This is a genomic window from Coxiella endosymbiont of Amblyomma americanum, from assembly GCF_000815025.1.
Taxonomy (GTDB): domain Bacteria; phylum Pseudomonadota; class Gammaproteobacteria; order Coxiellales; family Coxiellaceae; genus Coxiella.
The window spans coordinates 240092-266547 of sequence record NZ_CP007541.1 but is presented as its reverse complement, the minus strand read 5'-3'; the positions used below and the strand labels follow the sequence as shown (position 1 = coordinate 266547).

The window sequence follows — 26456 nt, the reverse complement described above, 5'->3', positions numbered from 1 at the left end:
TAACTTCACTTGAATACAGCACTATAGAATTAAGAAACATTCCTTTACTAAATGCTTATTGTACAATGAAAATTTCAAAATTTTTATTAACGTGAGTTATTACGGAAGAAGAGTTTGAGAATATAAAAAAGATGAGTACATATGTCATTGGTGACGTTCATGGGTGCTTTCGTGAGTTAATAGAATTATTAGATCTAGTGCATTTTGATTCTGTAAAAGATCGATTATATTTCGTAGGAGATATTGTTAATCGCGGTCCCAATTCTCTCGAAGTATTGCGTTTTATTAAATCTCTGCATACACCAATAGTAGTTCTTGGAAATCACGATTTATTACTGTTGATTCTAGGTTATGATCTTGCGCCAGAAAATGCCTATAAACACACTTTGCATGATATTCTTAAAACTGTAGATAAAATGGAACTCTTAGAATGGTTAAGATATTGTCCTCTAGTGCATTATGAAAAAAATAATAATGCTTTTCTAGTCCACGCTGGACTCCCTCCACAATGGTCTATTATAGAAAGCCTTCAGCGTGCTAATGAGATATCAGTTGCTCTACAAGGAAAATATTTTAAAGATTTCCTCGGAAATTTATTTAAAGATGAACCTTCTGAATGGAATAATAGCCTTAAAGGACAAGATCGTCTACGATACATTACTAATGCCTTTACGCGTATGCGTTTTTGTAATGAACAAGGAAAGCTTAGTTTAAATCTAAAAATAAACAAAAAAACAAGCACACACGAAGAACAGCATTTCAAGCCTTGGTTTACTTGGTGGTATTGCAAACAATCTAATGTGAAGAAAACAGATATCTTTTTTGGCCATTGGGCAGCGCTCGATGGAGCTTGTAACACTTCAAACTGCTATGCATTAGATACAGGTTGTTCATGGGGTCGCCGACTCACTGCTCTAAAACTTGAAAATAGACAACGCTTCTCTGTTCCCTGTCGTACTTTTACCTATAAAAACCACAAAGACTTCAACAAAGACTTCAACTCGTCTATATAGTATTTTGATTGCGCGCATACCTCTTCAGTTCTAAAAAACTAAAAGAATAAAAATTATTTTCATTTTTTTTATAGTCTTCTTTAGAAAGGATATACCACTCTTTATCCTTCCAAAAAGGAAAATAGACATCTCCGCGAAAAGAATACTCAATGATGGTTAATATCATTTTATTTGCTTTTGGTAAAGCTTCTTTAAAAAGTTGTCCACCCCCAATAACCATGATCTCAGACTCACTTTTTAGAGCGTCTATGGCTTCATTAAAAGAATGAAAAATTTCACAATTTTTAATAAACATATTTTTTTGTTGGGTGATTACGATATTACGACGTAAAGACATCGGTTTACCAATACTCTCAAAAGTTTTACGTCCCATAACAACTGGACGCTGTAGAGTAACTGATTTAAAACGAACTAAATCGGCAGGCAAGTGCCATGGTAAACGGTTTTTATAGCCAATAACACGATTTTTATCCATAGCAGCAACGAGTGTAATAATAAGTCATCTCCCCCATATTATCTGTAGAAGATCTGAATGAAAGCACTAAGTAACCGCTCCTATTTTTTAATACAAAATGCTTCATAAAATCACTACAAATCTTTAATTAGTTTATACTAAATTTCTAAATATAATCAGAAGTCTTTCTTAAAATCATCTGTATCTATAACTCTCTAATGCTCAATACTGTAATTTTACAGACAATCCCGCATTACGAAGAAACGATACACACATCTAACAACCAAAAACTACAGAAAACATCTAACAATAACCCGCAGAACAAGCTTAAAATTAGTTGCCAATAGCCATTCTGAATCTTAAAGATTCAGATAAAACTCTATTTTAATATTCTCAATTTTTATTAATGCATTGCACTCTCAATATTTTCTCGTAACATTTTTTCTTGTATCCTAAAGAAAACACCCGCGAATTGCCGATTATTCGATGCCTGATATAGTTCTTATAATATAATAATTTTATCATGTCTCACAATAAATTGTTTTATTTATTGCACACTGTTAGCCAAAAATAGTTTCTCCTGGATTTAATACCTTTCTATAAGCGTTGATAAAATTTTGAGCTATCTGTATACGTTTTCCTGGTAATTGTAACCGTTGAAGACGTAAGACACCAAAACCTGTAGCTATATCCAATCCGTTGTTTCCTAATCGAATCATACTACCTGGTTTTAATTGAGTTTTTTCTACAAGCACTTCTACTTTCCAGATTCGGAGAGTTTGATTTTTAAAGTAAGTAAATGCAACAGGAGTTGGATGGAATGCACGAACTTTTCTTGCTAAATTAATGGCAGAATCATTCCAATTAATCTTAGCATCTTTTTTTTGGATTTTAGGAGCATACGTGATATAGCTTTCGTTTTGTTTTACTGCCTGAACCGTACCTAACTCGATATTATCTAAAATATTTATTAACAGATTAGAAGCAAGCGATGAAAGTCGTTTATAAAGAGTATCGGATGTATCTTCTACTTTAATATAACAAGATTTTTGAATTAAGATATCTCCAGCATCTAACTGCTCATTTATTTGAATGATAGTTATACCGGTCTTTTGATCCCCAGATAAAATAGCATATTGAACAGGAGATGCTCCTCGCCATCTAGGTAAAAGAGAAGCGTGTACATTAATACATCCAAATCGATATGCAGTTAAAATATTTTTAGGTAAAAATAACCCGTAAGATACAACCACCATGATGTCGGCTTGTAAATTCCGTATTTTTTTTTCTTCCTCCTTTCGAAACGATACTGGCTGAAAAACAGTAATTTCTTTATGTTCGGTTGTTAAAAAAGATTTAACAGGATTTTCTGTCATTTTTTTTCCACGCCCCGCTGGTCGATCAGGTTGTGTACAAACCACAACTACCCGATGTTTCTTAGATTTAATTAACGCCCGAAGCACCGGCACTGCAAACAATGATGTTCCAGCGAAAACAATATTAAGAGACATACAAATCCTATATTTTATAGATAACGATTATCTTCTAAATTTTCTTTTTTTAATACTTTCATTTTGAAAATACCAATTAAAAATACCAAATAACATAGTCTCTCGTGCGTAATTTAGCTACTGAAAAATATTTTCTATAATTTTAACCTCAGCTTAATAACTTATGAATACGCGCCTAAAATACACTGGGACTCTATTACTATAATTAAAAACAAGTAATCTTCTATAAGAGAAGGTGCAATTTACAGTAAAAAGAAAACTTATTTAGATCCGTATTTCCCATTAACAAAAGATATAACCATCTTTTTAATAGAATAATATCAATAGCAAAACCTACAAATTCTTCAATATCTTTCTTGCTTTACGCTTTAGCTATAAATATTTTCTTTTTTATATGCGATTATTTCCAATTAAGGCTAAATAAAATAATAAAAACTTGAAATCAGAACAGTATATTTACTTTAAAAAACTAATGAAGTCTTATCAATCATACCCGCATAAATACAGTATGTTAAGTAAGGAATAACGTCTAAAAAATAGTTGTAAATTAATTCTGAATAATTTTATTACCTGTCTAATAAACTGTTTTATCAAAGGATGCTTTAGAATATCATAGTTGTTCTTATATTTTTACAGTAAAGCGATAGTACATTATGATAAAATCCTTAATGGTAGTCGAGTCACCCACTAAAGCAAAAGTTATAGCAAAATACTTAAATAAAGATTTTAAAGTAATGGCTTCCTATGGGCATATTCGAGATCTGATTGCCACAGCAGGTGCTGTAGATCCGAGCAATAACTTTAAAATGAATTATCAAATACTAAAACGAAACCATCATCATATAACCGCTATTGTCAAAGTCTTACAACATTGTGAAAACTTATTTTTAGCTACAGATCCTGATCGTGAAGGTGAAGCAATTGCCTGGCATATAAAACAAGTATTAGACGTTGATAATCTTCTAAAAAATAAATATTTTTTCCGTGTTACGTTTCACCAAATTACTAAAAAAGCCATAGAAAATGCTATTAAAAATCCACGTGGTATTTCTATGGATTTAGTAAATGCGCAACAAGCTAGACGTGCATTGGATTACTTAGTTGGTTTTAATTTATCTCCATTATTGTGGTTAAAAATTGGTCCAGGTCTCTCCGCAGGACGCGTACAAAGCCCTGCTTTACGCATGATTGTAGACAGAGAAGTCGAAATTGAAAATTTTAAAAGCCAACAATATTGGACTGTTTACATAAATTGTCAGTTTCAAAAACACAATTTTAACGCAAGATTAACTGAATTTAAAAATACCAAGATTGGGAAATTTTCTATAACTACAAAAAAAAAAGCACACGATATTTGCAATGCTATCAAAAAGTCCACTGACAAAAACCTTACAATCGCTACTATCCTTAAACAGAAATACACACGACATCCTTTTTCACCTTTTATTACTTCAACGATGCAAAGAGCAGCTGCACAAAAATTAGGATTTTCTGTTTCAAAGACTATGCAAATTGCTCAACAATTATATGAAGGTATTGAGATTAGAAAGCAAGGTACAACAGGACTTATTACTTATATGCGAACAGACTCTGTCGAATTATCTCTAGAGGCTATAGAAGAAATTCGAGAGTTAATTCGTAAAAGGTATGGAAAAGAAAACGTATCAAAAGAAGCGCGCATCTATAAGAACAAATCTAAAAATACTCAAGAAGCACACGAAGCTATTCGTCCTACTTCTATTTTTCGATTTCCTGAAAATTTAAAGGAATATTTAACAAGAGATCAATTGCAATTGTATACCTTAATCTGGAAACGCGCTGTTTCTTGTCAAATGATCGATGCTATTTTGTGCAAAATTACCATTAATCTAAAAGCACCTTCTAATAGTTTCTTTCGTTACAGTAGTGCTATCATAATTAATCCAGGTTTTACCATTGTTTGTCAAACAATCGATGATAAAAGATCGGATGATAGAAAAAATAAAGTATTATCATATTTACAGAAAGGGCAAATTATGGCTTTTAATGATATTACAGGTAAACAAAGTTTTACCGAATCCTTGCCTCGGTATACCGAGGCAAGTTTAATTAAAGATTTAGTAAAGTATGATATTGGACGCCCTTCTACTTATGAAAATATTATTTCTACACTAAAAAATCGTAAATATATCGAGATAGATGACAGAAAACGCTTCGTTGTTACAGACACAGGTCGGACTGTTAATCGGTTTCTAACCAATTACTTTGCTAAATATGTAGATTACAAGTTCACAGCAGAATTAGAAAATGAATTAGATAATATTTCTCGAGGGGAAAAAGTTTGGCTTTCAGTATTAGAGGCTTTTTGGTTCCCTTTTCAAGATCTCGTTAAAGTCACTAAAAAAATTGTTAAACGCAGTGATGTAGTACAAGAAAAAATCGATAAAAAATGTCCTGAATGCAACAATCAATTATCTGTCCGATTAGGAAAACGAGGGAGTTTTATTGGATGTACTGCTTATCCAAATTGTAACTATACCGCCAATATAATAAATCTAACTATAAATTCCTTAAAGGAAGACATAGAAAAAAGGCGCCCTTGTCCACGATGTCAATCTGATCTTGTTATCAAAAAGGGACGCTACGGAAAATTCATTGGCTGTTATAACTATCCAAATTGCTGTTATATAGAACCATTAAAAAAACCAAAAGATACGCAAATTATTTGTCCTAAATGCAATAAAGGAACTATTGTGAAACGTAGATTACATCAACGAAAAATCTTCTTCTATTCATGCGTCAGGTATCCTAATTGCGATTATACTATCCGGAATATACCTATCGCTCAGAAATGTCCTATGTGTCATTGGCCTATCCTATTAATAAAAAGAAAAACAATCCAAGTAACAGAAAAATTTTGTCCTCAAAAGAACTGTAATTTTTCAAAATACTTCAATGATAAATGAAAAGGAGAGATCTGAAATGAATAAATATTTCGTCGCTATTTTAATAGGTTCCACCAGTAATATACCAATTATAGAAACAGCTTTTATTGAATTAAAGTCATTGAATATTCCTTTTGAAGCACATATTCTTTCTGCCCATCGATCCCCAGAAGCAACGAGAGATTTCGTTGAAAAAGCCGAGAAAAGAGGATGTGCTGTTTTCATTGCTGTTGCTGGACTTTCTGCTCATTTAGCAGGTACCGTAGCTTCATACACTATAAAACCGGTTATTGGAATTCCTATAGATACCAATAGTTTAGGTGGATTAGATGCTCTCCTTTCAACTGTACAAATGCCTGGAGATATTCCTGTAGCTTGTACTACCATTGGAAGACCTGGTGCTAAAAATGCTGCTCTTTTGGCCGCACAAATCATTGCAATTGGGGACTCAGTAATTGCAGAAAAATTAAGAAAAAAAAGGACTGCAACCCAAACTCTTCTAAGAAGAGAAGATGAAAAACTGCAAATTGCTATACATCGATACAAATAAAAAATTAAATGATTGTACAATCTATTAAAAAAACTGTTGAATCCTTATGTAAAGGGAAAGTGATTGCTTATCCCACTGAAGCTGTTTATAGTTTTGGATGTGATCCGTTTAATTTTTATTCTGTTTCTCAACTGCTTGCTCTCAAGAATCGCTCAGTTGAGAAAGGTTTTATTCTCATTGCCTCGGAATGGAAGCAAATCTCAATGCTCACAAGCCCTATAGATTCTAAAAGACTAGACAGAATATTTAATACATGGCCTGGACCTATCACTTGGCTTTTTCCTGCAAAGTCCGAAGTACCCTTCTGGATACGTGGAAATCATGCCACTATTGCTGTTCGTATTACCGATCATCCTTTAGCTCAATTACTCTGTCGTCATTTTGGAAAGCCTATTATTTCCACTAGCGCTAATCTCAAGGGACATCCACCAATACAAAATATAAAAACGCTGCAATTAATGTTTGACAATAGCATTGATACTATACTAGAAGGTCCTCTTGGGTCTTCTAAAAGACCTACTACAATCCGCGATGCTATTACTGGAAAAGTCTTGAGGATCGGATAAGCTTTTGTTATTCCTCTGACGAGGCTATTAAAATCCAACTATTAATATAAATATTGTAAATTTTTTTAATCGTTGCTCTACAAGCGCATAGCAAAATCACACAACTTAAGAAAATCTTATGTATTTTAACTAATCACAACCAATATAACATGGAATTTGTATATTCAACAAGATATAATACACAATGTTAACTAAAATATTTGTGTAAATAGTGTATCATTTATATAATTAAGTTCTCTATTATTCAGAATAAATTATGAATATTATTTCACCTTTGGAAAGGTAGTGGGAGAGAAATAATAGAAACCATCACGCTTTAATAAGAAAGAATTTAGAGTTTTATGGCATCCCACTCAAAATACACAGTCTAAAAATAATAGCGTGGACTTGTAATGAAAAATTCTTAGAACAGTCAATGCGCCTTTGTTATATGAAGATTTTGACAATTTGACTGTACAATAAAAGAAAGGAGTCATTTGCTTTTTTGGTGGCTTGAAGTATTTCGGCAGCATATTTTCATCTCTGAATTACTGCGAGAGTGGCGGAATTCGGTAGACGCGCTGGATTTAGGTTTCAGTAGGGTAATTCCTGTGAGAGTTCAAATCTCTCCTCTCGCATCCTGTTTTAAGAAAATCTTAAAACAGGATGCGAGATAAAACATAATGAGCCTAAAATCTTATGGGGTATTCATAGTTGAAATAACTAAAACATTGTCATTAAGAATGACCAACCATTGTTTAGGTTTCTAGTGAACTCTTATTAGAATAACTTAATTAAGAATAAAAACTGATTTTCACAACTATAAATGTAATGCTTATCTTACTTGTTAGATCTTGAATTTTTAGCGTAAAAATCTAGGAGTATAAACTTCAACAAATGTTGCGCAACACGTTGTATTCGTACTAATCAATATAATAACGAATAACTAAAAAAGATTCTATTAGTATTATAACTACATTACAGTTATTCTTAGTCAAAATTACTAAGGTTTCTAGTAAAATCAGACTTATAAAATCTAAAAGTTTTTAAAGTCATTAAAAATTTTCATTAAATGCGTGTGGCATTAAGTGTTGTTAAATTTTTGGAGAAATATATAAAAATCTACATATAGATAATATGTGGCTTTTAAGCCACGTAATATTAAGTGTTTATAGTCCATTGACAAAAAACGAAAATGGCGTACCAACTGTGTTTCAAAAAATGAACAATTGACAGAGGATTTTAAAATGAATGTTTTAATCCCAATGGTCGTAGAACAAACTACAAGGGGTGAGCGTGCATACGACATCTATTCACGTCTTTTAAAAGACCGCATTATTTTTCTAATCGGTAAGATTGAAGATCACATGGCTAATCTAATTATTGCACAAATGCTTTTTTTAGAATCAGAAAATCCTTTGAAAGAAATTAATCTTTATATAAATTCTCCAGGAGGATTGGTAAGTTCAGCAATGGCAATTTATGACACTATACAGTTTATAAAACCCAATGTGCGGACTTTATGCTTTGGTCAAGCCGCCAGTGCTGGTGCTTTACTCCTTGCAGCAGGATCTCATGGTAAAAGACAATGTTTACCGCACGCTACAATAATGATTCATCAGATCTTCGGGGAATATCAAGGACAAGGCACTGATATTCAAATTCATGCCAAACAAACAAAAAAGGTGAGTGACCAGTTGACAGAAATTTTAGCAAAACACACAGGAAAAACTCTCGAACAAATTACAAAAGACACTAATCGCGATTATTTTTTAACTCCACGGGAGGCTTTAGAGTACGGTTTGATTGATTCAATAATTATGGGAGAGCGGCTTTAGTATTGAAATAGTGAATTTTGATCCCCATCTCAGAAAAGGATAGCGAGGCATGTGTAAATGAATGAAGAGAAATCACAGGTTTTGTATTGCTCCTTCTGTGGAAAGAGTCAGCATCAAGTTCGAAAATTGATTGCAGGTCCGAGTGTTTTCGTGTGTAATGAGTGCGTAGACTTATGTAATGACATTATGCGTGAGGAAGAGATCGCTCAATCTTTTGACATACGGAAAAAACCTCCAACTCCTGAAGCGATTGATCGATTGCTAGGTGAATACGTAATTGGTCAAGAATTTGCAAAAAAAGTATTATCTGTCGCTGTATATAATCATTACAAACGATTGGGATTGTGCACTAATAAATATAGCGATGTCGAGATCAGTAAAAGTAATATTCTCTTAATTGGGCCAACAGGTTCAGGCAAGACTCTTTTAGCTCAGACGTTGGCCAAAATATTGAATGTTCCTTTTGCTATCACAGATGCTACTACATTAACTGAAGCAGGGTATGTTGGTGAAGATGTCGAAAATATTATTCAAAAATTATTACAGAAATGTAATTATGATATTGAAAAAGTGAAAACTGGAATCATTTATATTGATGAAATTGATAAAATTGCCAGAAAGACAGATAGTCCATCGTTGACTCGTGATGTTTCTGGTGAAGGAGTGCAACAGGCTCTATTAAAGTTAATCGAAGGTACTGTTGCCTCGGTTCCTCCTCAGGGCGGAAGAAAACATCCACAGCAAGAATATCTTCAGGTGGATACGTCTGATATCTTATTCATTTGTGGAGGAGCATTCGCTGATTTGCACAAAATTATTCAATATCGTATAGGTAAAAGTGGTATTGGTTTTACAGCAGAGATCCGTGCAAACAATGATTTCACAGATATTTCGGCATTAATTAAACAGACAGAACCAGAAGATTTAATCAAATTTGGTTTGATTCCGGAGTTTGTCGGCCGATTGCCCGTTATTGCTACTTTAGAAGAATTAGATGAAGATACTCTGGTGCGTATTTTAACAGAACCAAAGAACGCATTAGCCAAGCAATATCGCAGATTGTTTGAGCTAGAAGGTGTGGAGATTGATTTTCAAAAGGATGCTTTAAGAAGAATTGCTGAGCGAGCAATCCAAAGAAAAATAGGAGCTCGTGGACTGCGTTCCATTATGGAGCATTCTTTGTTAGATTTAATGTATGAACTTCCAACTGTTGATGACGTAAAAAAAGTAGTAATTAACGCAGCTGTTGTCGATCAAATAGCGCCACCATCATTTATTTATAATAATAAAAAGAGCACTTCTCATAAGATAGCTCAAGAACGGTAGATATAAGGTTTGAAATACAGCAATGACAGAAGTAAAAGCTCACGAAGAAAAATTAGCGCTACCGTTATTGCCATTACGGGATGTAGTGGTATTTCCACATATGGTAATTCCTTTATTTGTAGGACGCTCTGAATCGGTTGGAGCATTAGAAGTAGCTATGCCGTCGACAAATAAACAAGTTTTCCTTGTCGCACAAAAAGATGCTAATAATGATTCTCCTGAACAAAAAGATCTTTACGAAATCGGGACTATTGCTACTGTTTTGCAACTATTACGATTACCGGATGGCACTGTTAAGGTGCTAGTGGAAGGATTAGCAAGAGCTGAGCTAATTCATCTAGACAAAAAAGAAACGCATCTGCAAGCAGAAGTTAAAATTTTAGAGGAAACGGAGGTAGAAAAAGGAGACAAAATAGAGATGCAAGTACTGATTCGTTCTGTCCTCAACCAGTTTGAGCAATTAATCAAAATGAACAAAAAAATTCCTCAGGAATTGTTGCCTTCTCTGTTAAATATTGATGATCCAGGGCGGTTGGCTGATAGTATTGCAGCTCATATAACTATTAAATTAGACTCTCGTCAAAAGATTCTTGTAACGCTTCCTATTAAAGAACGACTAGAAGTGCTGCAGAAAGTGTTGGCCCAAGAAGTGGATTTAGTTGAAGTCGAAAAAAGAGTTCAAGGTCGAGTGCATCAACAGGTAGAAAAAAGTCAGCGTCAATATTATTTGAGCGAAAAAATAAAGGCTATTCAACAAGAATTAGGTGAATTAGAAGAAGGTGGTCCTATCAGTGAACAACATCAATTACTTGAAAAAATTAAAAAAGCTGGTATGTCTTTAGAAGCTAAAGAAAAAGCATTAGCTGAACTGAATAAATTAAAAATGATGCCACCGATGTCGGCAGAAGCAACGGTTAGCCGCAATTATTTAGATTGGTTAATACAGGTTCCGTGGAAGAAGCGCGCCAGAATCAGTAAAAATTTAAAGCTTGCCAAAGAAATCCTAGAAATGGATCATTATGGATTGGAAGAAGTAAAAGAACGAATTTTGGAATATTTAGCTGTGCAACAACGTGTAAGAAAATTAAAGGGACCGATTTTGTGCTTAGTAGGACCTTCTGGAGTAGGAAAAACTTCATTAGGTCAATCGATTGCAAATGCGACAGGTCGCAAGTTTATTCGTGTTTCTTTAGGGGGTATTCGAGACGAAGCTGAAATTAGAGGTCATCGGCGAACGTACATTGGCGCACTTCCTGGAAAAATTATTCAAAAGATAGCGAAATCCGGTGTGCATAATCCTCTTTTTATGTTAGATGAAGTAGATAAAATGGCAGCAGATTTTAGGGGTGATCCCGCTTCAGCCCTTTTAGAAGTACTAGACCCAGAACAAAATCATGCTTTTAGTGACCATTATCTAGAAGTGGATTATGATCTTTCTGATGTAATGTTTATTGCTACGGCAAATTCTCTTAACATTCCATTACCATTGCTAGACAGAATGGAGGTTATTCGATTAGCAGGTTATACGGAAAAAGAAAAATTAAATATTGCGAAACGTTATTTAATACCACGTCAGATTAAGTTGGCAGGTTTAAAGGAAAGAGAAATGCTTATTTCTGATGACGCAACGTATGAAATTATTCGTTATTATACACGGGAGGCTGGAGTAAGGGCTTTAGAAAGAGAAATTGCTAAATTGTGTCGCAAAGTTGTTAAAGAAATTTTAATAGCACAAGAAAAAGTAGCGCTTAGTATTAAGCAAAGAAAAATAGGTAAAAAAGAAACATTGAGTAAACAACGTCGAATCAGTGTCCGAAATTTAGAGGGATATTTAGGTATAAAACGTTATCGTTTTGGATTAGCTGAAGAAGCAGATCAAATTGGACAGGTAACCGGTTTAGCCTGGACGGAATTTGGAGGTGAGCTTTTAACAATTGAAGCTCAAGTCATGCCTGGAAAAGGTAAATTCTTACATACTGGACGTTTAGGCAGTATTATGCAGGAGTCTATTCATGCCGCTACCACAGTAGTACGAAGCCGATCAATAAAATTGGGTATTCCAAATGATTACTTTCAATCTCATGATTTTCATATTCATGTACCACAAGGCGCAACGCCAAAAGATGGTCCAAGTGCTGGTATTGGAATGTGTATAGCTTTAATTTCAGCAGTCACCAAAATTCCTGTACGGGCCGATGTGGCCATGACTGGTGAAATTACTTTACGTGGTGAAGTGCTTCCAATTGGAGGGCTTAAGGAAAAATTATTAGCTGCGTTGCGAGGCAATATAAAGCGTGTAATTCTTCCTGAAGATAATAAACGAGATTTAAAAGAGATTTCAACAATCGTTACTCACGGTCTAAAAATCCTTCCTGTAAAATGGATTGATCAAGTATTTGAATTGGCATTGATGCGTATACCAGAAGAACATCCTTTTCATTCTACTTTAAAAACATCAAATAAAACCAGTAAAGAAGAGGATCGCCGAACTTGCACACATTGATTACATGTGTGCATGCTTATGAATAAAAAGATTCAAAAACTACAAATTCTAATATGCTACGTCTTTATAAATTGTGTGAAAAGAGTGCATCATCGGATCGGCATTGATTCTGATACAGAAACTGGTTTCTCAATGAGAATAGAGAATGAAAGAAATTGCTGAACATAACCAAAAAGCTCTTTAGTTATTACAATTTTTCATCAACAGTGCGCTGAAAGTTACGCCACACTTTTCTAACTTATCTTTTGAAGCAACGTTTTGCTTTTTAATGAAGCGTCGCGCACTCATTGCTCAGCTTACTCAAAAAAGAGATCCTGGTTTGTCGGGTTAGCAAGTTTCGAAGAAATAGCTATTAATTATCCCAACTAAATTGTTCTATTCGTGGGTAATTACTCCTAAAAAATCAACTAAACTGGCTACGGAGTGTGAAACATTAGCGCAAATGTTGAATTACGACTCCATCAAAATTTGATAGATAGTGTTGCGATAAGTTCGCATAAATTCTAAAAAAATTTATGCGAATTCTCATAGATTTTTTAAGTTACTGCCCTTCTACTATAACCATAGTAGAAGTTATAATTTAGTCGCCGAGCAGCATGGATAGATACAACGTAGTATAGTGCCAATCCTGATAAATTATTGCCAATTAAACTCCTTGCTCCTCAACCGTGTAGTAAAAAAAATAATTTATCAATTAAGAGCTAAAATAACCACACGTTAATCCAATTATTTTTATGTAAATTAAGAAATATTTTCTGAATAATAACACTGTGTATCAAAAACCACATCTCTTGGGAAAGATTGATAGTATGCCTTTTAACAAAAAGCATGGTGTTAAAACTTAAAAGGGATAGATTATGCGAAATGGAATATTAATTCGCTACATTATATTATAATTTGTCAACAGAGAATTATTTTCCCGATATAGAGCAATGATAATCGTTTCGGGTAGAGAAAAATGAAGAAATAAGTTTTACTCTTCTTCACTAAATCTATTACTAATTAATTTTCTAATTGCTGTTGTGGCTTCTTTCTCATCATCACCTGTGACAACTAACTCAATTTCAGAGCCGCAATTGATAGCAAGAACCATAAGACACATAAGACTTTTAGCATTAACTAGACGATTATTATAGTGTACAAGAATAGTGCTTTGATAACGAGACGCAACATTAGTAAGCTTTATGGCAGCTCTAGCGTGTAAACCAAGTTTATTGATAATTTTTAGCTTTTTTCGAATCATAAAATTTTTCTCGTGTTTTAACAATTAAATTTTTTCAAACCCTGATTATGTATAAGTGTTTCAATTAGAAGGGGTACGTTTCTTCTAGAATGAATAGGAAATATAATTTTAGGAATTGTAATTCCTAAAATTTTTTCTTTGAGTGAAATCGGATTTAGTGGATCTGTAATTGTGTATTTCTCCTTGCATCCAGTGAGTGTAATTATTAAATTAATCTTGTGTTGAGAGACGACAGCGCTTAATCCAAAAAGGCTTGGTATATCGATTATACCGATACCTGCAATCAATACATGCCCGTAGGTAACAGAGGGACAACTACCTATTAATTGGTTATTTTGACGGCTAATATCTACCGCATCATCGCAAACCATTTGATGTCCACGATCTAATAAAGACAAAGTTAATTCGCTTTTTCCAATAGCGTGATCGCCCATAATAAGCACGCCCAATTTTTTAATGACGAGAAAATTGGCGTGCAAAGTAATATGATCTATATGCCCTGCAATATCTTTTTTCATGGTTTCTTACTAAATAAATACCGCAAGTGCAACGCTATTTTATACACTATTACTTTCTTATAATTATAATGGCAGTACTCTGCAAATCTCGTTTATCTAAACGTTAATTGATGTCCACTGCTAATTCAATGAATTTTAATAAATAGTGAAAAATATGCGTTAACTAATCTTTAGAAGACATTAAGAAGCCTAATTTTTCAGAAAACATATTAAAAATGAAAATTTAATACCCAAAATACAAATCGTTAATTTAATTTCTATACTTCTTTTTTAAATCATTATACAAAATTCCCTACTTACAAATTAAATTCATTTCCTAAATAAATCTCACGTACGCTTCGGTTGTTTAATATTTCTTTTGGCTCTCCTGTAGCAATGATACATCCTGCATTAACTACATAAGCACGATCACAAATATCTAAAGTTTCTCGAACATTATGATCCGTAATTAGAATTCCAATTCCTTTTTTTCGTAAGTGAATTATAATCTTTTTAATATCAATTATGGACATTGGATCAATACCAGAAAAAGGTTCATCAAGTAAAATAAATTTAGGATTCATAGTCAAAGCCCTAGCGATCTCTACACGACGCCTTTCCCCACCTGATAATTTATATCCTGGGATATCTCGTAAGTGTCTAATATGAAATTCTTTCAATAAAGCCTCGCATTGATTTTTACATTGTTTTTTAGATAAATCCTTACGAAGTTCCAGTATAGCCATGATATTATTAGTCACTGACAATTTTCTAAATATAGAAGTTTCTTGAGGTAAATAACCAACACCCAGCCGAGCTCTTTTATGCATAGGATAAAAACTAATATTTCTTTTATCTAAAAACACTTCCCCGCTGTCTGGAACAACAAGACCTAGTATGATGTAAAAACTAGTCGTTTTGCCCGCTCCATTTGGTCCTAGTAATCCTACAATTTCATTACCAATAGATAGAGAAACATTTTTCACAATCCAACGAGATTTATACTTTTTTTGTAGCCGTTTAGCACTTAAGATAGACATATAATTATTGCTATTGACTCAGATTCTGCAAAAGTATTACAATTGCTCATTAGAAATTCCAAATTCCACAAGTATTTGAGAGTAAATTAATTACTCCATTCTTGAGATTAATAATCATACCTGTAGCTTTTATTATTAAGTTTGGACGAACGATAGTAACAAGTTGATCCGTGCGGGCAAAAAGGCAACTAGGAAATATCATAATATTCTGCGTGGTAATTGTTGTATTCTGGCTGTTACTATGAGTGGTTTTTGTCTTTGTCGTCTGAGATAATTCATAAATCTTTACGTGTTTCCATAAATAAACCCCCGAAGTTTCATTTTGACTTTTACCATAAATAGCGTTAATAACCCAAATGTGCTTATTAGTATAAAAAAGATAATGAGGTGCAATAAAAAAAGAGGAATTTTTATGAGGAAAATGCAGAATAAAAAAAGAAATCAAATGACTGCGTAGTCTACCAAAATCATCGTATTGGCAATAGTTGATTTTGCGCATAAACACATCTGGTTGGTAATTTAATTGTTTTACAGAAGGTTTTTTTTTATGAAAAGAAAAATTATATAATGTCAGTGTTGTGGTAAAAAAGACGAGGATAATTAAAATTATTAACATAATATATTTATTCATGACAATAAACAATTGAATCACAAACTTCCCGCACGGCTCCTCTTCCACCAATTTTTTTCGTACTCCAATGTGCTAATGCATGAATTTCTGGTACAGCGTTTGCAACCGCTATTGCCAAACCTACTCTTTGCATGACTGGCAAATCAGACAGATCGTCTCCTACATAAGCAACCATTTTTTCTTCTAAATGTAATTGTAAAAGTAATTGTTCATACGGGATACTCTTATCATGTTCACCTTGAAAAATATGTAAAATTCCTAATTCTCTTGCCCGTAGAAAGACAGCTCGATTTTCTCGACTGCTTATAATTGCCACTTCAATACCTGCTTCCAATAAACGCTTAATTCCTAATCCATCTTGAACATAAAATACCTGCAATACCTCTCCATCAGCACTGTACCAAACTCTACCGTCTGTAAGCACTCCGTCTACATCTAGTATTAGCAGTTTAATTTGGTGAAATTTATTAGATAATACGATGTTTTTCATACACATTTAAATAATCCCAGCTTGTAAAAGATCGTACATGTTCACAACCCCAACAGGACGATACTTGTTATCTACCACAACAAGAGAATTGATTTTATGTTTACGCATTATTCCGAGCGCTTCAGTCGCTAAAAGTTTTGGATGAATAGTAATCCCATTTGACATTACTTGTTTAATCGGAGTGTGACGAATATCGTAGCCTCTATCTATTGTCTTACGCAAATCATTATCTGTAAAAACTCCCACTAAATCACCATTTTCATCAATAACTGCAGTCATACCTAAACTCTTTTTAGTAATCTCGACTAAAGCTTCATCTAACATACAATCCGATTTTACCAAAGGTATTCGGTCATTAGTATGCATAATATTATTAATATTAAGGAAAAGACGTTTTCCTAATGAACCTCCAGGATGGACGCGAGCAAAATCATTCGTCGTAAAACCGCAGATTCTAAAGAGTGTAATTGCTAAAGCATCTCCCATAATCAACGTTGCTGTAGTACTTGAAGTAGGCGCTAATCCTAAAGGACAAGCTTCTTTATTAACACTCACATCAATAACAATATCGGCGATACAAGCTAAATTAGATTTCAGCTTTCCGGTAAAAGCAATAATGGGAATTTCCAGCTTTTGAATGAAAGGTAGAATATGAATAATTTCAGGAGTTTCACCTGAATAAGAAATTACAAGAGCAATATCTTCCGTAGTAATCATACCAATATCACCGTGACTAGCTTCTCCAGGATGAACGTAAAATGAAGGAGTACCCGTACTGGAAAGAGTAGCTGAAATTTTTCTAGCAATACATCCAGACTTACCTATTCCTAAAACAGCTACTCTCCCCTCACAAGCTAAAATAGCTTTACATGCTGTAGAAAAAGCTTCATTAATACGTTCTTGCAGAGAACGAATAGCTCGTAATTCTGTAATAATTACGGACTTTCCAAACGTACAAAATTTCTCATTGTCATTCATGATAAATACTAATTATAACTTCTCTATACAAATTTTCGCGTTATATAAATAATGAGTTTCTTTAGTCTTCACGAAATTTTACCACAATGAAAATTATAATGCGTGCATTACACAAGTAGCTTATCAATAATAGAATTGCTATGATGATAAAAAACTAATTAAACAATTAAAAGTGAAGTGTGAGATTGAGATTCTTACATTTAAAAGCAATGTGAAGACGAAAATAGCAACTTTAAAACTATTGTGCTTTTTAGATTATTAGGTAGTTTTAATGTGTGGACTTGAACTTTATAAAGATACTATTAATTAATGCCATTGCATGGGACAGTAATGAGAAATAATCACTTTAATATGTATACTTTAGATTCATACAGAATTATTCTACTGCCAATATATCTTATTAGTTCTTTATGATTTTTAAATTTTAGGAGATAAAATATACTTTTCTGTAGTTTTGTCTCAGCAAATGGTGTGTGGTGTACATAGATTAAATGTTATTTCTACTGCTATTAGCATATAAACGATTCCTAATAGCAGATTATTTGTTAGCGATATTAATTCGTTGCATTCTAATTTCTGATATTGATGACGAAATAAAGAATTCTAGAGATAAACCATTGTGGATAAATTAGTGGTTGTAGGTGGTATACCTTTAAACGGAGTGATTCGGATATCAGGAGCTAAAAATGCCGTACTACCAATTCTAGCAGCCACATTGTTAACAGAAAAACCAGTTATTTTAAGCAACATCCCGCACCTTAACGACGTATCCGCTATGATTAAATTATTAAATCATATGGGAGCTCATATTGCTGCTTTCGATCGACAAATGAGCATAAAAATAGATTGTTCATCTATTCAGCATGTTGACACTTCTTATGAACTGGTGAAAACAATGCGTGCATCTATATTAATTTTAGGACCATTATTAACCCGATTTAGAGAGGTTGAAATCTCTTTACCTGGAGGATGTGCCATTGGCTCTCGACCTGTGGATATTCATATTAATGGTATGCAGGTGTTAGGTGCTAATGTAACATTAGTAGATGGGTCTATTCGCGCTAGTGTGGACGGACGTTTAAAAGGTAAAAAACTTAATTTAGAAAAAATTACAGTAACGGGAACGGAAAATCTTATTATGGCAGCTAGCCTAGCAGAAGGTCAAACTATTATTCATAATGCAGCTTGTGAACCTGAAGTTCAAGATTTAGCTAATTTTTTAAATGGGATGGGCGCACGTATTTCAGGAGCTGGAACAAATACCATTACTATTGATGGTGTTGATCGATTATTTGGTGGCCGTTATCATATTTTACCAGATCGAATTGAAGCAGGAACGTATTTGGTCGCTGCCGCAATGACTAGAGGACATATTAGAATTAAAGACGTCTTACCAAAGACCTTATGGATTATCTTAAAGAAACTACACGATGTAGGTGCAAAAATTAAAATCGGTAAAAATTGGATAGATCTTGATATGAAAGGAAGACGGCCAAAAGCCGTTAATATTACTACAGCACCCTATCCTAAAATGCCAACTGATATGCAGGCTCAATTTATGGCGCTAAATGTGATTGCAGAGGGAAATTCTATTATAAAAGAAACTGTGTTTGAAAATCGATTTATGCACGCATATGAGTTACAACGCATGGGCGCTGACGTTGAATTACGAGGAAGGAAAGCTTTTATTCGTGGAAAAGAAAAATTGACTGGTGTTTCTGTAATAGCTACAGATCTACGTGCTTCAGCCGGTTTAGTTTTAGCAGGTTTGATGGCACAAGGAAACACTATAATTAACCGAATTTTTCACATCGACAGAGGTTATGAGTGCATAGAAGAAAAGCTAGCACAATTAGGAGCAGAAATTCGTCGCGTACCCTCCTCTCCTCCCATGCATACATATGGAAACAATAACGGCCCTGAAGAAGAATAAATGACCCACCCGTATGCTTTATTTTGGCTAACATAAAACATTTTTCATTTGACGTGAACTTCTCTTTATTAAAAATACCTTTATTAAGAACATAAAACTTCGATCAAAGTAATAAAAACACATGAAAATTAAATAAAATAATCTTGATTAAAACAATTTTTTAATTGGAACAATTTCTCTTAAATTTGGGCATTTCTTCGTATGAGAGAGACTGTGTGTGGTATATAGTTTTAAGTTTTGAATGGGTATAAGTTTTATGGCACTGACAATTAAAATTAATTAAACCTAATGCATGATACGCTGTATCTATAATTTTCAACCCTTTAGCTACGTTTTCTGGTGAATCTTGAAAATTTTGTACTACGCAAGCGGCGCGATTAGCAGCAGCCACATAAGCGTGTCGTTTTAAATAAAATTGAGCAATTATGATTTCGTGTTGCGCCATTAAACTTCTTATATGCTTCATACATGTCAGTGCATCAGCCGTGTAAGCACTTTTTGGAAACGCATCTACGAGGACAGAAAAGGTTTCATAAGATTGTTGTAAAATGCTTATGTCGCGAGTGACTACATTAACTCCCATCAAATTCTGTATCCGAGATAACGTCACTTTATGGTATTCAGAAATTCCTCGTATATAGTACGCTAAATCTACATGACAGTCTTTCGGGTAGAATCGAATATAACGATTAGCTGCAGAGATCGTTGAGCTAATATCTTTATTCTTATAGTAGGCACAGATTACGTTAAGCCGAGCTTTTCGAAGAATGTGTGAGCTAGATGGATATATAACGTTTAGCGCTTCAAAATTTTTAATAGCTTCTGAATAGTTTCTTTTCTCTAACGCTCTTTTACCAGCTGCAAATAAAGCAATTTCGGATCTTTTGCGGTACCCTTGATAGGGATCAAAATCTTCTGCCGTACAGCCATTCAAAACGCAAAGACAAAGAAAAATAGTAATAATAAGTAATTTTTTCATGAAAATCCTTACAATAAAAACCTTGATAAAAAGATCAGTGTATAATAAGAAATATGCATTTTCAAAAAAAATATTTTAAGAATATCGTTCCAGAAACATTAGCAAGAATACGCCTAGATAAAGCTTTAGCTCAGTTATTTCCAAATTTTTCTCGATCACAATTGCAAAATTATATCCGATCTGGATATGTTTGTGTTAATGGTATTAAAAAAATACGCACACGAGAAATAGTAAAACCTAATCAATTTATTGAAATGACTATAAATCAACCTATTAATTTAAATAAACAATGGATTGCTCAAGCATTGCCTTTAAATATTCTATATGAAGATGAAGCATTGCTTATTGTAAATAAGCCAGCAGGTTTGACTATGCATCCAGGAGCTGGTATTCCTGATTGCACGTTAATTAATGCCCTTTTGCATCATAATCCAAAATTAGCTATTTTGCCCCGTGCAGGTATCATTCATCGTCTAGATAAAGATACTTCAGGACTACTGGTGGTCGCCTGCAGTTTAATATCCTACCACACATTAATTACAGCCATGAAAAAACGAAAAATTACAAGAGAATACGAAGCTATTGTACAAGGTATTCTTATTTCGGGTCAGACAATTAATGCTCCTATTGGGCGTCACTCGGTACATCGTACTCGTATGACTGTTGTTAGCAATGAGAGGGGTGGCCGAGAAGCAATCACGCATTTTTATATTATTCGCCATTATAAAAAACATACACACCTTCGTATTCGACTAGAAACTGGTCGAACGCATCAAATTCGTGTTCATATGGCCCATATTCGTCATCCTCTCGTTGGAGATCCAGTTTATAATAGTAGCAGAGGGAAAGGAGATACTTTGCCTTGTACAGGTTTTCGTCGTCAAGCGCTTCATGCAGCTACTATCAAACTATCTCATCCTCTAACTCAGAAAACCATGGAATGGCATTCTGCTTTACCTAAAGATATATTGAATTTATTAAAATTTTTGTAAGAAAATAGCACTAGGCAACATATCAATATTTTATTTATCATTCTCAAAATTATGTAGAATCTTTTAAGTTTTCTATATAATTAACGCGAATTATTCAACTAACTAGTGACACGACAAAAAACACTGCTAAACTATTGCTTAGTTTCATTATTTGAAAGTTTTAGTATTAAAATAAGACGCTAGATAAATTGTTAAAATTATATAGATTTTTCTTCTTCAGGAGGAGTGTAGACTGCAAATCGCCGAGATTTTTTACCTCGATAATAAATATATGAGAAAGTTATTACGAGTAGTGTCTTATAGCATTATTACCATGGCAATAATGCTATTTCTTCCATTCAGTATTCAGGCACATTTAACTCCTAATATTGATAAAAGAGCAGTGTATAATAGTCTCTCTCCTATGTTAAGTAAAACTACTGCAAGCGTTGTTAATATTTCCGTAGAGAGATTTATTTTACAACCAGTGCGTTCATTTAAACCAGACACGCAACAAAGTGTAATTCCTGAAAAAGTCATTGGGATTGGCTCAGGAGTCATTATAAATGCTCAAAAGGGTTATATTGTTACTAATACTCACGTAATTAAAGATCAGAAAATAATATTAGTAACTCTTAAAGATGGCCGTCGCTATCGAGCTCAAATAATCGGAAAAGACAAAGGATGTGATCTCTCTGTGATTCAAATTAGAGCTAAACATTTAACTGAAATACCTTTTAGTAACTCTGATCGGCTAAAAGCAGGGGATTTTGTAGTGGCAATCGGTAGCCCTTTCGGATTAAATCAAACAGTAACTTATGGTATTATTAGTGCTCTAAATCGACAAGATCCTCGTATTGATAATTTTCAAAATTTCATTCAAACAGATGCTCCGATTAATCCTGGAAATTCAGGAGGAGCATTAATTGATTTGCAAGGTCGATTAATTGGTATTAATACAGCTATCGTTACATCTTCTTTTGGAAATATTGGTATTGGATTCGCCATTCCAAGCAATATGGTCAAAAACATATCCGAGCAATTGATTAAATATGGAACAGTAAAACACAGTATACTGGGAGTCACTGCGCAAAATATCACTCCTGAACTGGCTAATGCTTTAAATCTAAAACACACTATCGGTGCTCTAGTAACTAAGATCTTTTGTGGTAGCCCGGCTGAAAGAGCTGGGCTACAAGTACAAGACGTTATTCAGTCTATCAATCAATTTGCTGTACACACCTCTGAACAATTGCATAATATATTAGGATTAATGCGTCCTGGAACCACAGTTCACTTAGTCATTGTTCGTGATAATCACAAGATCAAAAAAATAACGACTAAGACAGTTGATCCTAAAGATATATTCCATAAACACAATATTCCCTTTTTAGGAGGTATGCGTTTACAACAATTTAGTGATTTAGAACCCGATGGTACGTTTTTAAATGGGGTATTAATTACTAACATAAATGATGACAGCAATGGTGCATTAGCTGGATTACAGACTGGAGATATCATTTTAAATGCTAATGGCAAAATGATTTCTACAGTAAAAGAGTTAATTAGAATCACAACACAGGAACCTAGACAATTGCTTTTAAAAGTATACAGAGGTTCTAGACAATGGTTTTTGGTAATATCTAATGATAATAATCAATGAATGTAAAATTATAGTAAAATCACTTAATTAATTTGTGATCTTAAGATTTGGTGTCCTTTTATAAAGAAGAAATCTTATTATTATAAAACAGGCACGTAGCTCAGTGGCAGAGCGCCACCTTGACATGGTGGAGGTCGTTGGTTCGATACCAATCGTGCCTACTATAAAACGAGAACGATCACAAGCCACCTCACACTTTTATAAAAACTTAAGAGAGAGAAAGTTTATAAGAGAATACGATTAAAATTTCGAAATTCTATGTATATTATTATTGTACCAACGGATCCCGGCTAGGCATTATAAATACACAACTTTTTTGAAGAAATAAAATATTAAAAATATTAATTAAGCAGACACTTCGTTTGAATGAACGCTCATGTACTCTTTTTTATAAATACAATATTGATTGCAAAATTGGTTGGTTACAATCGCTTTATTTTTTGATAAAAGAAGATGTTCATTAATTTTAGAAAAAGACTGAATTTCAACAAGGCTATTAGTTTGAAATATTTCACTAGCCTTTAAAAGATCATCTGGATATAACTGCTTCTCTATTATAGGTGTTTTTATTCGAGCAGCGATTTTGATAATGACGGATCGCGTAATTCCCGGTAAGATACCGTCCTCTGTGCGAGGCGTGAATATTTGTTTATCAATTACCACGAATAAGTTTCCAGTGCTTGTTTCAGTAATTGCGCCTTTTGTGTTAAGGATTAAACCTTCTTGGTATCCTGCTTTAATAGCTTTTTGTCTAGCTAACACAAGTTCCAAACGACTTAACGTTTTTAATTGGGTTATAAAAGAAGATTCGTTGCGCTTAATATTTGTAATATATAAGGTAGAAACTGGAGGTATAAAACAATAAGGTGTAATTGTAATCACTAGGGTTGGGGAAAGAGTAAGAGGTAACTGCATTCCTATTGTCTTAGAAATTCCACGAGTCAGGGTAATTCGTAAAGCAGCTATTTTTGGTGATGAATTAATTTTTAGCAATTTTTGACATTGATTTCTCAGCTCAATTAATGAACATCTAAAAGGAATATCTAATTGCGAGGCAGACATCGCAAGACGATAATAATGCTCTTGAAAAAAAAGAAAATTTCCATCTTCAACTTTAATAGTCTCAAATATACCATCTCCCAGTAAAAATCCGCGATCATTACTGTGAATAGCAGGTGCATCTGCTGAAATAATATTTTTATTTACAAGTATTTGCATGATCTATTTCGACGAAATTACTCAGCAGTTGCAAACCTTGCTCTGTCATAATAGATTCTGGGTGAAATTGTACACCGAATATTGGATAAACACGATGACAAATTGCCATAATTTCACCTTCTTTATTTTCTGCTATAATGGTAAGACAATCAGGAAACTGATTTTTGCTGATAATAAGTGAATGATAGCGACCTGCAGAAAAAGGATTTGGAATTTTTATAAAAAGAGCATGTTGATTGTGGTAAATCTTACTAGCTTTTCCATGCATAGGATGGTCGGCATGACACACTTTTGCACCAAAAGTATATCCAATAGTTTGATGTCCTAAACATACTCCTAAAATTGGGATACGAGAAGAAAAATATTTAATTATATTAATAGAAATACCCGTCTGCTTTGGTGTTCCAGGACCAGGGGAAATTACAATATGGGAAGGTTTAAGTTTTTCTATCTCAGGGAGAGTAATTTTGTCATGACGATATATCAACGTTTTACAACCCAGTACCTCAAAGTACCGTCCAAGATTGTACACAAAGGAATCGTAGTGGTCAATTAGTAAGATCATGTTGAAAAAATTCTACACAACACAAAAAGAAAAATAAACTATCTATTTTAAGTTTAAGATGTTAAACATAGATTAAAATTTATGATAGAAAATTAAAGGAAAATAGAAATGTTAACTATTGAGGAAAAACCATATTGGATCTCTATCCCTTACCGAGATCCAATAGACTACGCAGCAATTTTTAATAAATTGAATTATTTTGTTTTTTTGGACAGTATGAAATTTGATCAAAAATTAGGCAGGTATAGTTACATTGCCGTTGATCCATTTTCTACTCTCATTTACCGTGACAATAAAATTTATTTTAACGGTAAAATAATAAAAGAAAAAAAGAACATTTTTACTTTTTTATACAATAAACTTAAACTATTTACATTCTCTTTACATCCTGATCTCCCACCTTTTCAAGGTGGGATAGCAGGTTTTTTTAGCTATGATTTAATTAGAGATCTAGAAAATTTATCCAATTGTTCTCAAGACGATATGCAATATCCCCGCATGGCAATAGGATTTTATGATTTAATTATCGCTTTTGATCACATGAAAAAAAAGGCATGGATCTTTTCTTCAGGATTACCAAAACAAAATACAGTAGAAAGACAAAACCATGCAAAAATACGTCTCTTTCAGTGTTTTAAAAAAATAAAAAACGTTGAAAAAACGCTTCCTTCAATAAAGAAACCACTAATTAACGAAAACAGTATCAGTAGTTATTTCACTAAACAAACCTATGTAGAAGCAATAGAAAAGTGTCGTCAACGCATTTTAAATGGTGATATATTTGAAGTTAATCTGTCACAGAGATTTCAGAGTAATATCCCAGAAAATTCCGAATTTGTATTGTATCAACGTATTCGATCAATAAATCCCTCACCGTTTGGTGCTTATGCGCGTTTTGGTAATACAATTATTGTTTCAAGTTCTCCAGAACGGTTTTTAAAAGTATATAATCGGAAAGTGGAGTCACGACCTATAAAAGGTACGATGAGACGTTCCGCGGATACTGTAGAAGATATGGCATTAGCAAAGAAATTAGAAAAAAGTATCAAAGAACGTGCAGAAAATACGATGATTGTCGATCTTATGCGAAATGATTTATCAAAGGTTTGTTTTTCTGATTCAGTTAAAGTAACCACATATTGTAAAGTAGAAAGTTATGAAACAGTGCATCATTTAGTGTCCGTTATTGAGGGAAAACTAAAAGATGATCTTCATGTCGTAGATCTTTTGTGCGCTGCTTTTCCAGGGGGTTCAGTAACGGGTGCGCCAAAAATAAAAGCTATGGAAATAATTGAGGAATTGGAACCAACACAGAGAGGCCCTTATTGCGGTAGCTTAGGTTATATAGGTTTTGACGGGGGGATGGATACTTCAATTCTTATTCGAACGTATGTTATTAAAAATAACATTGTCACGTTTCAGACAGGAGGAGCAATTACACTAGATTCTAATTCTATTATGGAATACGAAGAAACGCTTTTTAAAGCTGACGCTTTAAAAAGGGCTCTAAGCACAGAGGTATAAAATCATATACAAAATACAAGGCTCTAGTTACAACCCAACATGAAATTTATGGCTATTCTA

Annotated in this window: 22 protein-coding genes and 2 tRNA genes; 13 read left to right on the top strand and 11 right to left on the bottom strand. The window is 33.5% G+C overall.

All coding sequences use genetic code 11. From position 1 onward, the window contains the following. The first annotated feature begins 131 nt into the window (after positions 1 to 131). Positions 132 to 1013 (top strand): symmetrical bis(5'-nucleosyl)-tetraphosphatase, encoded by an 882-nt coding sequence (locus Z664_RS01220; protein WP_052246325.1) that lies wholly within the window; start codon positions 132 to 134, stop codon positions 1011 to 1013. Here Z664_RS01220 and Z664_RS01215 read toward each other — a convergent pair. Together Z664_RS01215 and fmt are read right to left on the bottom strand one after the other, a co-directional pair. Continuing rightward, complete coding sequence (locus Z664_RS01215; protein WP_256380074.1) at positions 1006 to 1506, bottom strand: dihydrofolate reductase; 501 nt, start codon at positions 1504 to 1506, stop codon at positions 1006 to 1008. The two genes, Z664_RS01220 and Z664_RS01215, sit on opposite strands and share 8 nt — an antisense overlap. Before the next feature lie 521 nt (positions 1507 to 2027). After that, on the bottom strand, positions 2028 to 2978 hold the full coding sequence (gene fmt / locus Z664_RS01210; protein WP_039669898.1) for a methionyl-tRNA formyltransferase: 951 nt from the start codon (positions 2976 to 2978) through the stop codon (positions 2028 to 2030). A gap of 653 nt (positions 2979 to 3631) precedes the next feature. Between fmt and topA the strand changes: the two genes are divergently transcribed. The 7 genes from topA (at position 3632) to lon (ending at position 12664) form a co-directional block, all read left to right on the top strand. Then, the gene (gene topA / locus Z664_RS01205; protein WP_039669897.1) at positions 3632 to 5923 is read left to right on the top strand and encodes a type I DNA topoisomerase; all 2292 of its coding nucleotides are present in this window, start codon (positions 3632 to 3634) and stop codon (positions 5921 to 5923) included. Between the two features lie 16 nt (positions 5924 to 5939). Further along, the gene (gene purE, locus Z664_RS01200) at positions 5940 to 6452 is read left to right on the top strand and encodes a 5-(carboxyamino)imidazole ribonucleotide mutase (protein WP_039670210.1); all 513 of its coding nucleotides are present in this window, start codon (positions 5940 to 5942) and stop codon (positions 6450 to 6452) included. Positions 6453 to 6460: 8 nt separating this feature from the next. Next, positions 6461 to 7018 (top strand): L-threonylcarbamoyladenylate synthase type 1 TsaC, encoded by a 558-nt coding sequence (gene tsaC / locus Z664_RS01195; RefSeq protein WP_039669896.1) that lies wholly within the window; start codon positions 6461 to 6463, stop codon positions 7016 to 7018. A gap of 532 nt (positions 7019 to 7550) precedes the next feature. Then, positions 7551 to 7635, top strand: a tRNA-Leu gene (locus Z664_RS01190). 609 nt (positions 7636 to 8244) lie between these two features. Then, on the top strand, positions 8245 to 8835 hold the full coding sequence (locus tag Z664_RS01185; RefSeq protein ID WP_052246323.1) for an ATP-dependent Clp protease proteolytic subunit: 591 nt from the start codon (positions 8245 to 8247) through the stop codon (positions 8833 to 8835). Positions 8836 to 8892: 57 nt separating this feature from the next. Beyond that, entirely contained in the window at positions 8893 to 10161 is a 1269-nt protein-coding gene (clpX, locus tag Z664_RS01180) for an ATP-dependent Clp protease ATP-binding subunit ClpX (protein WP_039669894.1), read from the top strand. Positions 10162 to 10183: 22 nt separating this feature from the next. After that, the gene (gene lon, locus Z664_RS01175; protein ID WP_039669893.1) at positions 10184 to 12664 is read left to right on the top strand and encodes an endopeptidase La; all 2481 of its coding nucleotides are present in this window, start codon (positions 10184 to 10186) and stop codon (positions 12662 to 12664) included. Positions 12665 to 13637: 973 nt separating this feature from the next. Here the strand turns inward: lon and Z664_RS01170 are convergent. The 6 genes from Z664_RS01170 to Z664_RS01145 all read right to left on the bottom strand — a co-directional run bounded on the left by Z664_RS01170 (position 13638) and on the right by Z664_RS01145 (position 17543). Then, positions 13638 to 13907 (bottom strand): HPr family phosphocarrier protein, encoded by a 270-nt coding sequence (locus Z664_RS01170; protein WP_039670209.1) that lies wholly within the window; start codon positions 13905 to 13907, stop codon positions 13638 to 13640. Between the two features lie 17 nt (positions 13908 to 13924). Further along, entirely contained in the window at positions 13925 to 14425 is a 501-nt protein-coding gene (locus tag Z664_RS01165) for a hypothetical protein (protein ID WP_052246322.1), read from the bottom strand. Between the two features lie 296 nt (positions 14426 to 14721). Beyond that, positions 14722 to 15444, bottom strand: a complete 723-nt coding sequence (lptB, locus tag Z664_RS01160; protein ID WP_039669892.1) for an LPS export ABC transporter ATP-binding protein — start codon at positions 15442 to 15444, stop codon at positions 14722 to 14724. 49 nt (positions 15445 to 15493) lie between these two features. After that, the gene (gene lptC, locus Z664_RS01155) at positions 15494 to 16075 is read right to left on the bottom strand and encodes an LPS export ABC transporter periplasmic protein LptC (RefSeq protein ID WP_039670207.1); all 582 of its coding nucleotides are present in this window, start codon (positions 16073 to 16075) and stop codon (positions 15494 to 15496) included. Then, positions 16068 to 16565, bottom strand: a complete 498-nt coding sequence (locus Z664_RS01150) for a KdsC family phosphatase (protein WP_039670206.1) — start codon at positions 16563 to 16565, stop codon at positions 16068 to 16070. The genes lptC and Z664_RS01150 overlap by 8 nt, the downstream gene beginning before the upstream one ends. Before the next feature lie 6 nt (positions 16566 to 16571). Continuing rightward, positions 16572 to 17543, bottom strand: a complete 972-nt coding sequence (locus Z664_RS01145) for a KpsF/GutQ family sugar-phosphate isomerase (RefSeq protein ID WP_039669891.1) — start codon at positions 17541 to 17543, stop codon at positions 16572 to 16574. A gap of 619 nt (positions 17544 to 18162) precedes the next feature. Here Z664_RS01145 and murA point away from each other — a divergent pair. After that, complete coding sequence (gene murA / locus Z664_RS01140) at positions 18163 to 19476, top strand: UDP-N-acetylglucosamine 1-carboxyvinyltransferase (protein ID WP_052246320.1); 1314 nt, start codon at positions 18163 to 18165, stop codon at positions 19474 to 19476. A 160-nt stretch (positions 19477 to 19636) separates the two neighbouring features. Here murA and bamD read toward each other — a convergent pair whose 3' ends face one another. Further along, positions 19637 to 20455, bottom strand: coding sequence for an outer membrane protein assembly factor BamD (gene bamD / locus Z664_RS01135; RefSeq protein ID WP_052246319.1), 819 nt, complete (start codon positions 20453 to 20455; stop codon positions 19637 to 19639). 53 nt (positions 20456 to 20508) lie between these two features. On the opposite strand from bamD, the gene rluD reads away from it, so the two are divergent. From rluD to Z664_RS01120, 3 genes are all read left to right on the top strand, one after another. Next, entirely contained in the window at positions 20509 to 21447 is a 939-nt protein-coding gene (gene rluD, locus Z664_RS01130) for a 23S rRNA pseudouridine(1911/1915/1917) synthase RluD (RefSeq protein WP_039669890.1), read from the top strand. A 271-nt stretch (positions 21448 to 21718) separates the two neighbouring features. Next, the gene (locus Z664_RS01125) at positions 21719 to 23089 is read left to right on the top strand and encodes a Do family serine endopeptidase (protein WP_039669889.1); all 1371 of its coding nucleotides are present in this window, start codon (positions 21719 to 21721) and stop codon (positions 23087 to 23089) included. 89 nt (positions 23090 to 23178) lie between these two features. Beyond that, a tRNA-Val gene (locus tag Z664_RS01120) sits at positions 23179 to 23250 on the top strand. A 184-nt stretch (positions 23251 to 23434) separates the two neighbouring features. On the opposite strand, the gene Z664_RS01115 is transcribed toward Z664_RS01120, so the two are convergent. Both Z664_RS01115 and Z664_RS01110 read right to left on the bottom strand, forming a co-directional pair. Further along, the gene (locus Z664_RS01115; RefSeq protein ID WP_084588726.1) at positions 23435 to 24307 is read right to left on the bottom strand and encodes an aminotransferase class IV; all 873 of its coding nucleotides are present in this window, start codon (positions 24305 to 24307) and stop codon (positions 23435 to 23437) included. Beyond that, positions 24288 to 24872, bottom strand: coding sequence for an anthranilate synthase component II (locus Z664_RS01110; protein WP_039669888.1), 585 nt, complete (start codon positions 24870 to 24872; stop codon positions 24288 to 24290). The genes Z664_RS01115 and Z664_RS01110 overlap by 20 nt, the downstream gene beginning before the upstream one ends. Positions 24873 to 24980: 108 nt before the next feature. Between Z664_RS01110 and Z664_RS01105 the strand changes: the two genes are divergently transcribed. Further along, complete coding sequence (locus tag Z664_RS01105; RefSeq protein ID WP_039669887.1) at positions 24981 to 26396, top strand: anthranilate synthase component I family protein; 1416 nt, start codon at positions 24981 to 24983, stop codon at positions 26394 to 26396. The last annotated feature ends 60 nt before the right edge of the window (positions 26397 to 26456 follow it).

What these genes read in the sequence shown, in the direction of transcription:
- Z664_RS01105 (WP_039669887.1), top strand. Translation starts at nt 24,981, where the DNA reads ATGTTAACTATTGAGGAAAAACCATATTGGATCTCTATCCCTTACCGA.
- clpX (WP_039669894.1), top strand. Translation starts at nt 8,893, where the DNA reads ATGAATGAAGAGAAATCACAGGTTTTGTATTGCTCCTTCTGTGGAAAG.
- Z664_RS01150 (WP_039670206.1), bottom strand. Translation starts at nt 16,565, where the DNA reads ATGAAAAACATCGTATTATCTAATAAATTTCACCAAATTAAACTGCTA.
- Z664_RS01220 (WP_052246325.1), top strand. Translation starts at nt 132, where the DNA reads ATGAGTACATATGTCATTGGTGACGTTCATGGGTGCTTTCGTGAGTTA.
- tsaC (WP_039669896.1), top strand. Translation starts at nt 6,461, where the DNA reads ATGATTGTACAATCTATTAAAAAAACTGTTGAATCCTTATGTAAAGGG.
- Z664_RS01185 (WP_052246323.1), top strand. Translation starts at nt 8,245, where the DNA reads ATGAATGTTTTAATCCCAATGGTCGTAGAACAAACTACAAGGGGTGAG.
- lon (WP_039669893.1), top strand. Translation starts at nt 10,184, where the DNA reads ATGACAGAAGTAAAAGCTCACGAAGAAAAATTAGCGCTACCGTTATTG.
- lptB (WP_039669892.1), bottom strand. Translation starts at nt 15,444, where the DNA reads ATGTCTATCTTAAGTGCTAAACGGCTACAAAAAAAGTATAAATCTCGT.
- Z664_RS01145 (WP_039669891.1), bottom strand. Translation starts at nt 17,543, where the DNA reads ATGAATGACAATGAGAAATTTTGTACGTTTGGAAAGTCCGTAATTATT.
- topA (WP_039669897.1), top strand. Translation starts at nt 3,632, where the DNA reads ATGATAAAATCCTTAATGGTAGTCGAGTCACCCACTAAAGCAAAAGTT.
- Z664_RS01115 (WP_084588726.1), bottom strand. Translation starts at nt 24,307, where the DNA reads ATGCAAATACTTGTAAATAAAAATATTATTTCAGCAGATGCACCTGCT.
- Z664_RS01110 (WP_039669888.1), bottom strand. Translation starts at nt 24,872, where the DNA reads ATGATCTTACTAATTGACCACTACGATTCCTTTGTGTACAATCTTGGA.
- purE (WP_039670210.1), top strand. Translation starts at nt 5,940, where the DNA reads ATGAATAAATATTTCGTCGCTATTTTAATAGGTTCCACCAGTAATATA.
- rluD (WP_039669890.1), top strand. Translation starts at nt 20,509, where the DNA reads ATGCATTTTCAAAAAAAATATTTTAAGAATATCGTTCCAGAAACATTA.
- bamD (WP_052246319.1), bottom strand. Translation starts at nt 20,455, where the DNA reads ATGAAAAAATTACTTATTATTACTATTTTTCTTTGTCTTTGCGTTTTG.
- Z664_RS01165 (WP_052246322.1), bottom strand. Translation starts at nt 14,425, where the DNA reads ATGAAAAAAGATATTGCAGGGCATATAGATCATATTACTTTGCACGCC.
- Z664_RS01170 (WP_039670209.1), bottom strand. Translation starts at nt 13,907, where the DNA reads ATGATTCGAAAAAAGCTAAAAATTATCAATAAACTTGGTTTACACGCT.
- Z664_RS01125 (WP_039669889.1), top strand. Translation starts at nt 21,719, where the DNA reads ATGAGAAAGTTATTACGAGTAGTGTCTTATAGCATTATTACCATGGCA.
- fmt (WP_039669898.1), bottom strand. Translation starts at nt 2,978, where the DNA reads ATGTCTCTTAATATTGTTTTCGCTGGAACATCATTGTTTGCAGTGCCG.
- lptC (WP_039670207.1), bottom strand. Translation starts at nt 16,075, where the DNA reads ATGAATAAATATATTATGTTAATAATTTTAATTATCCTCGTCTTTTTT.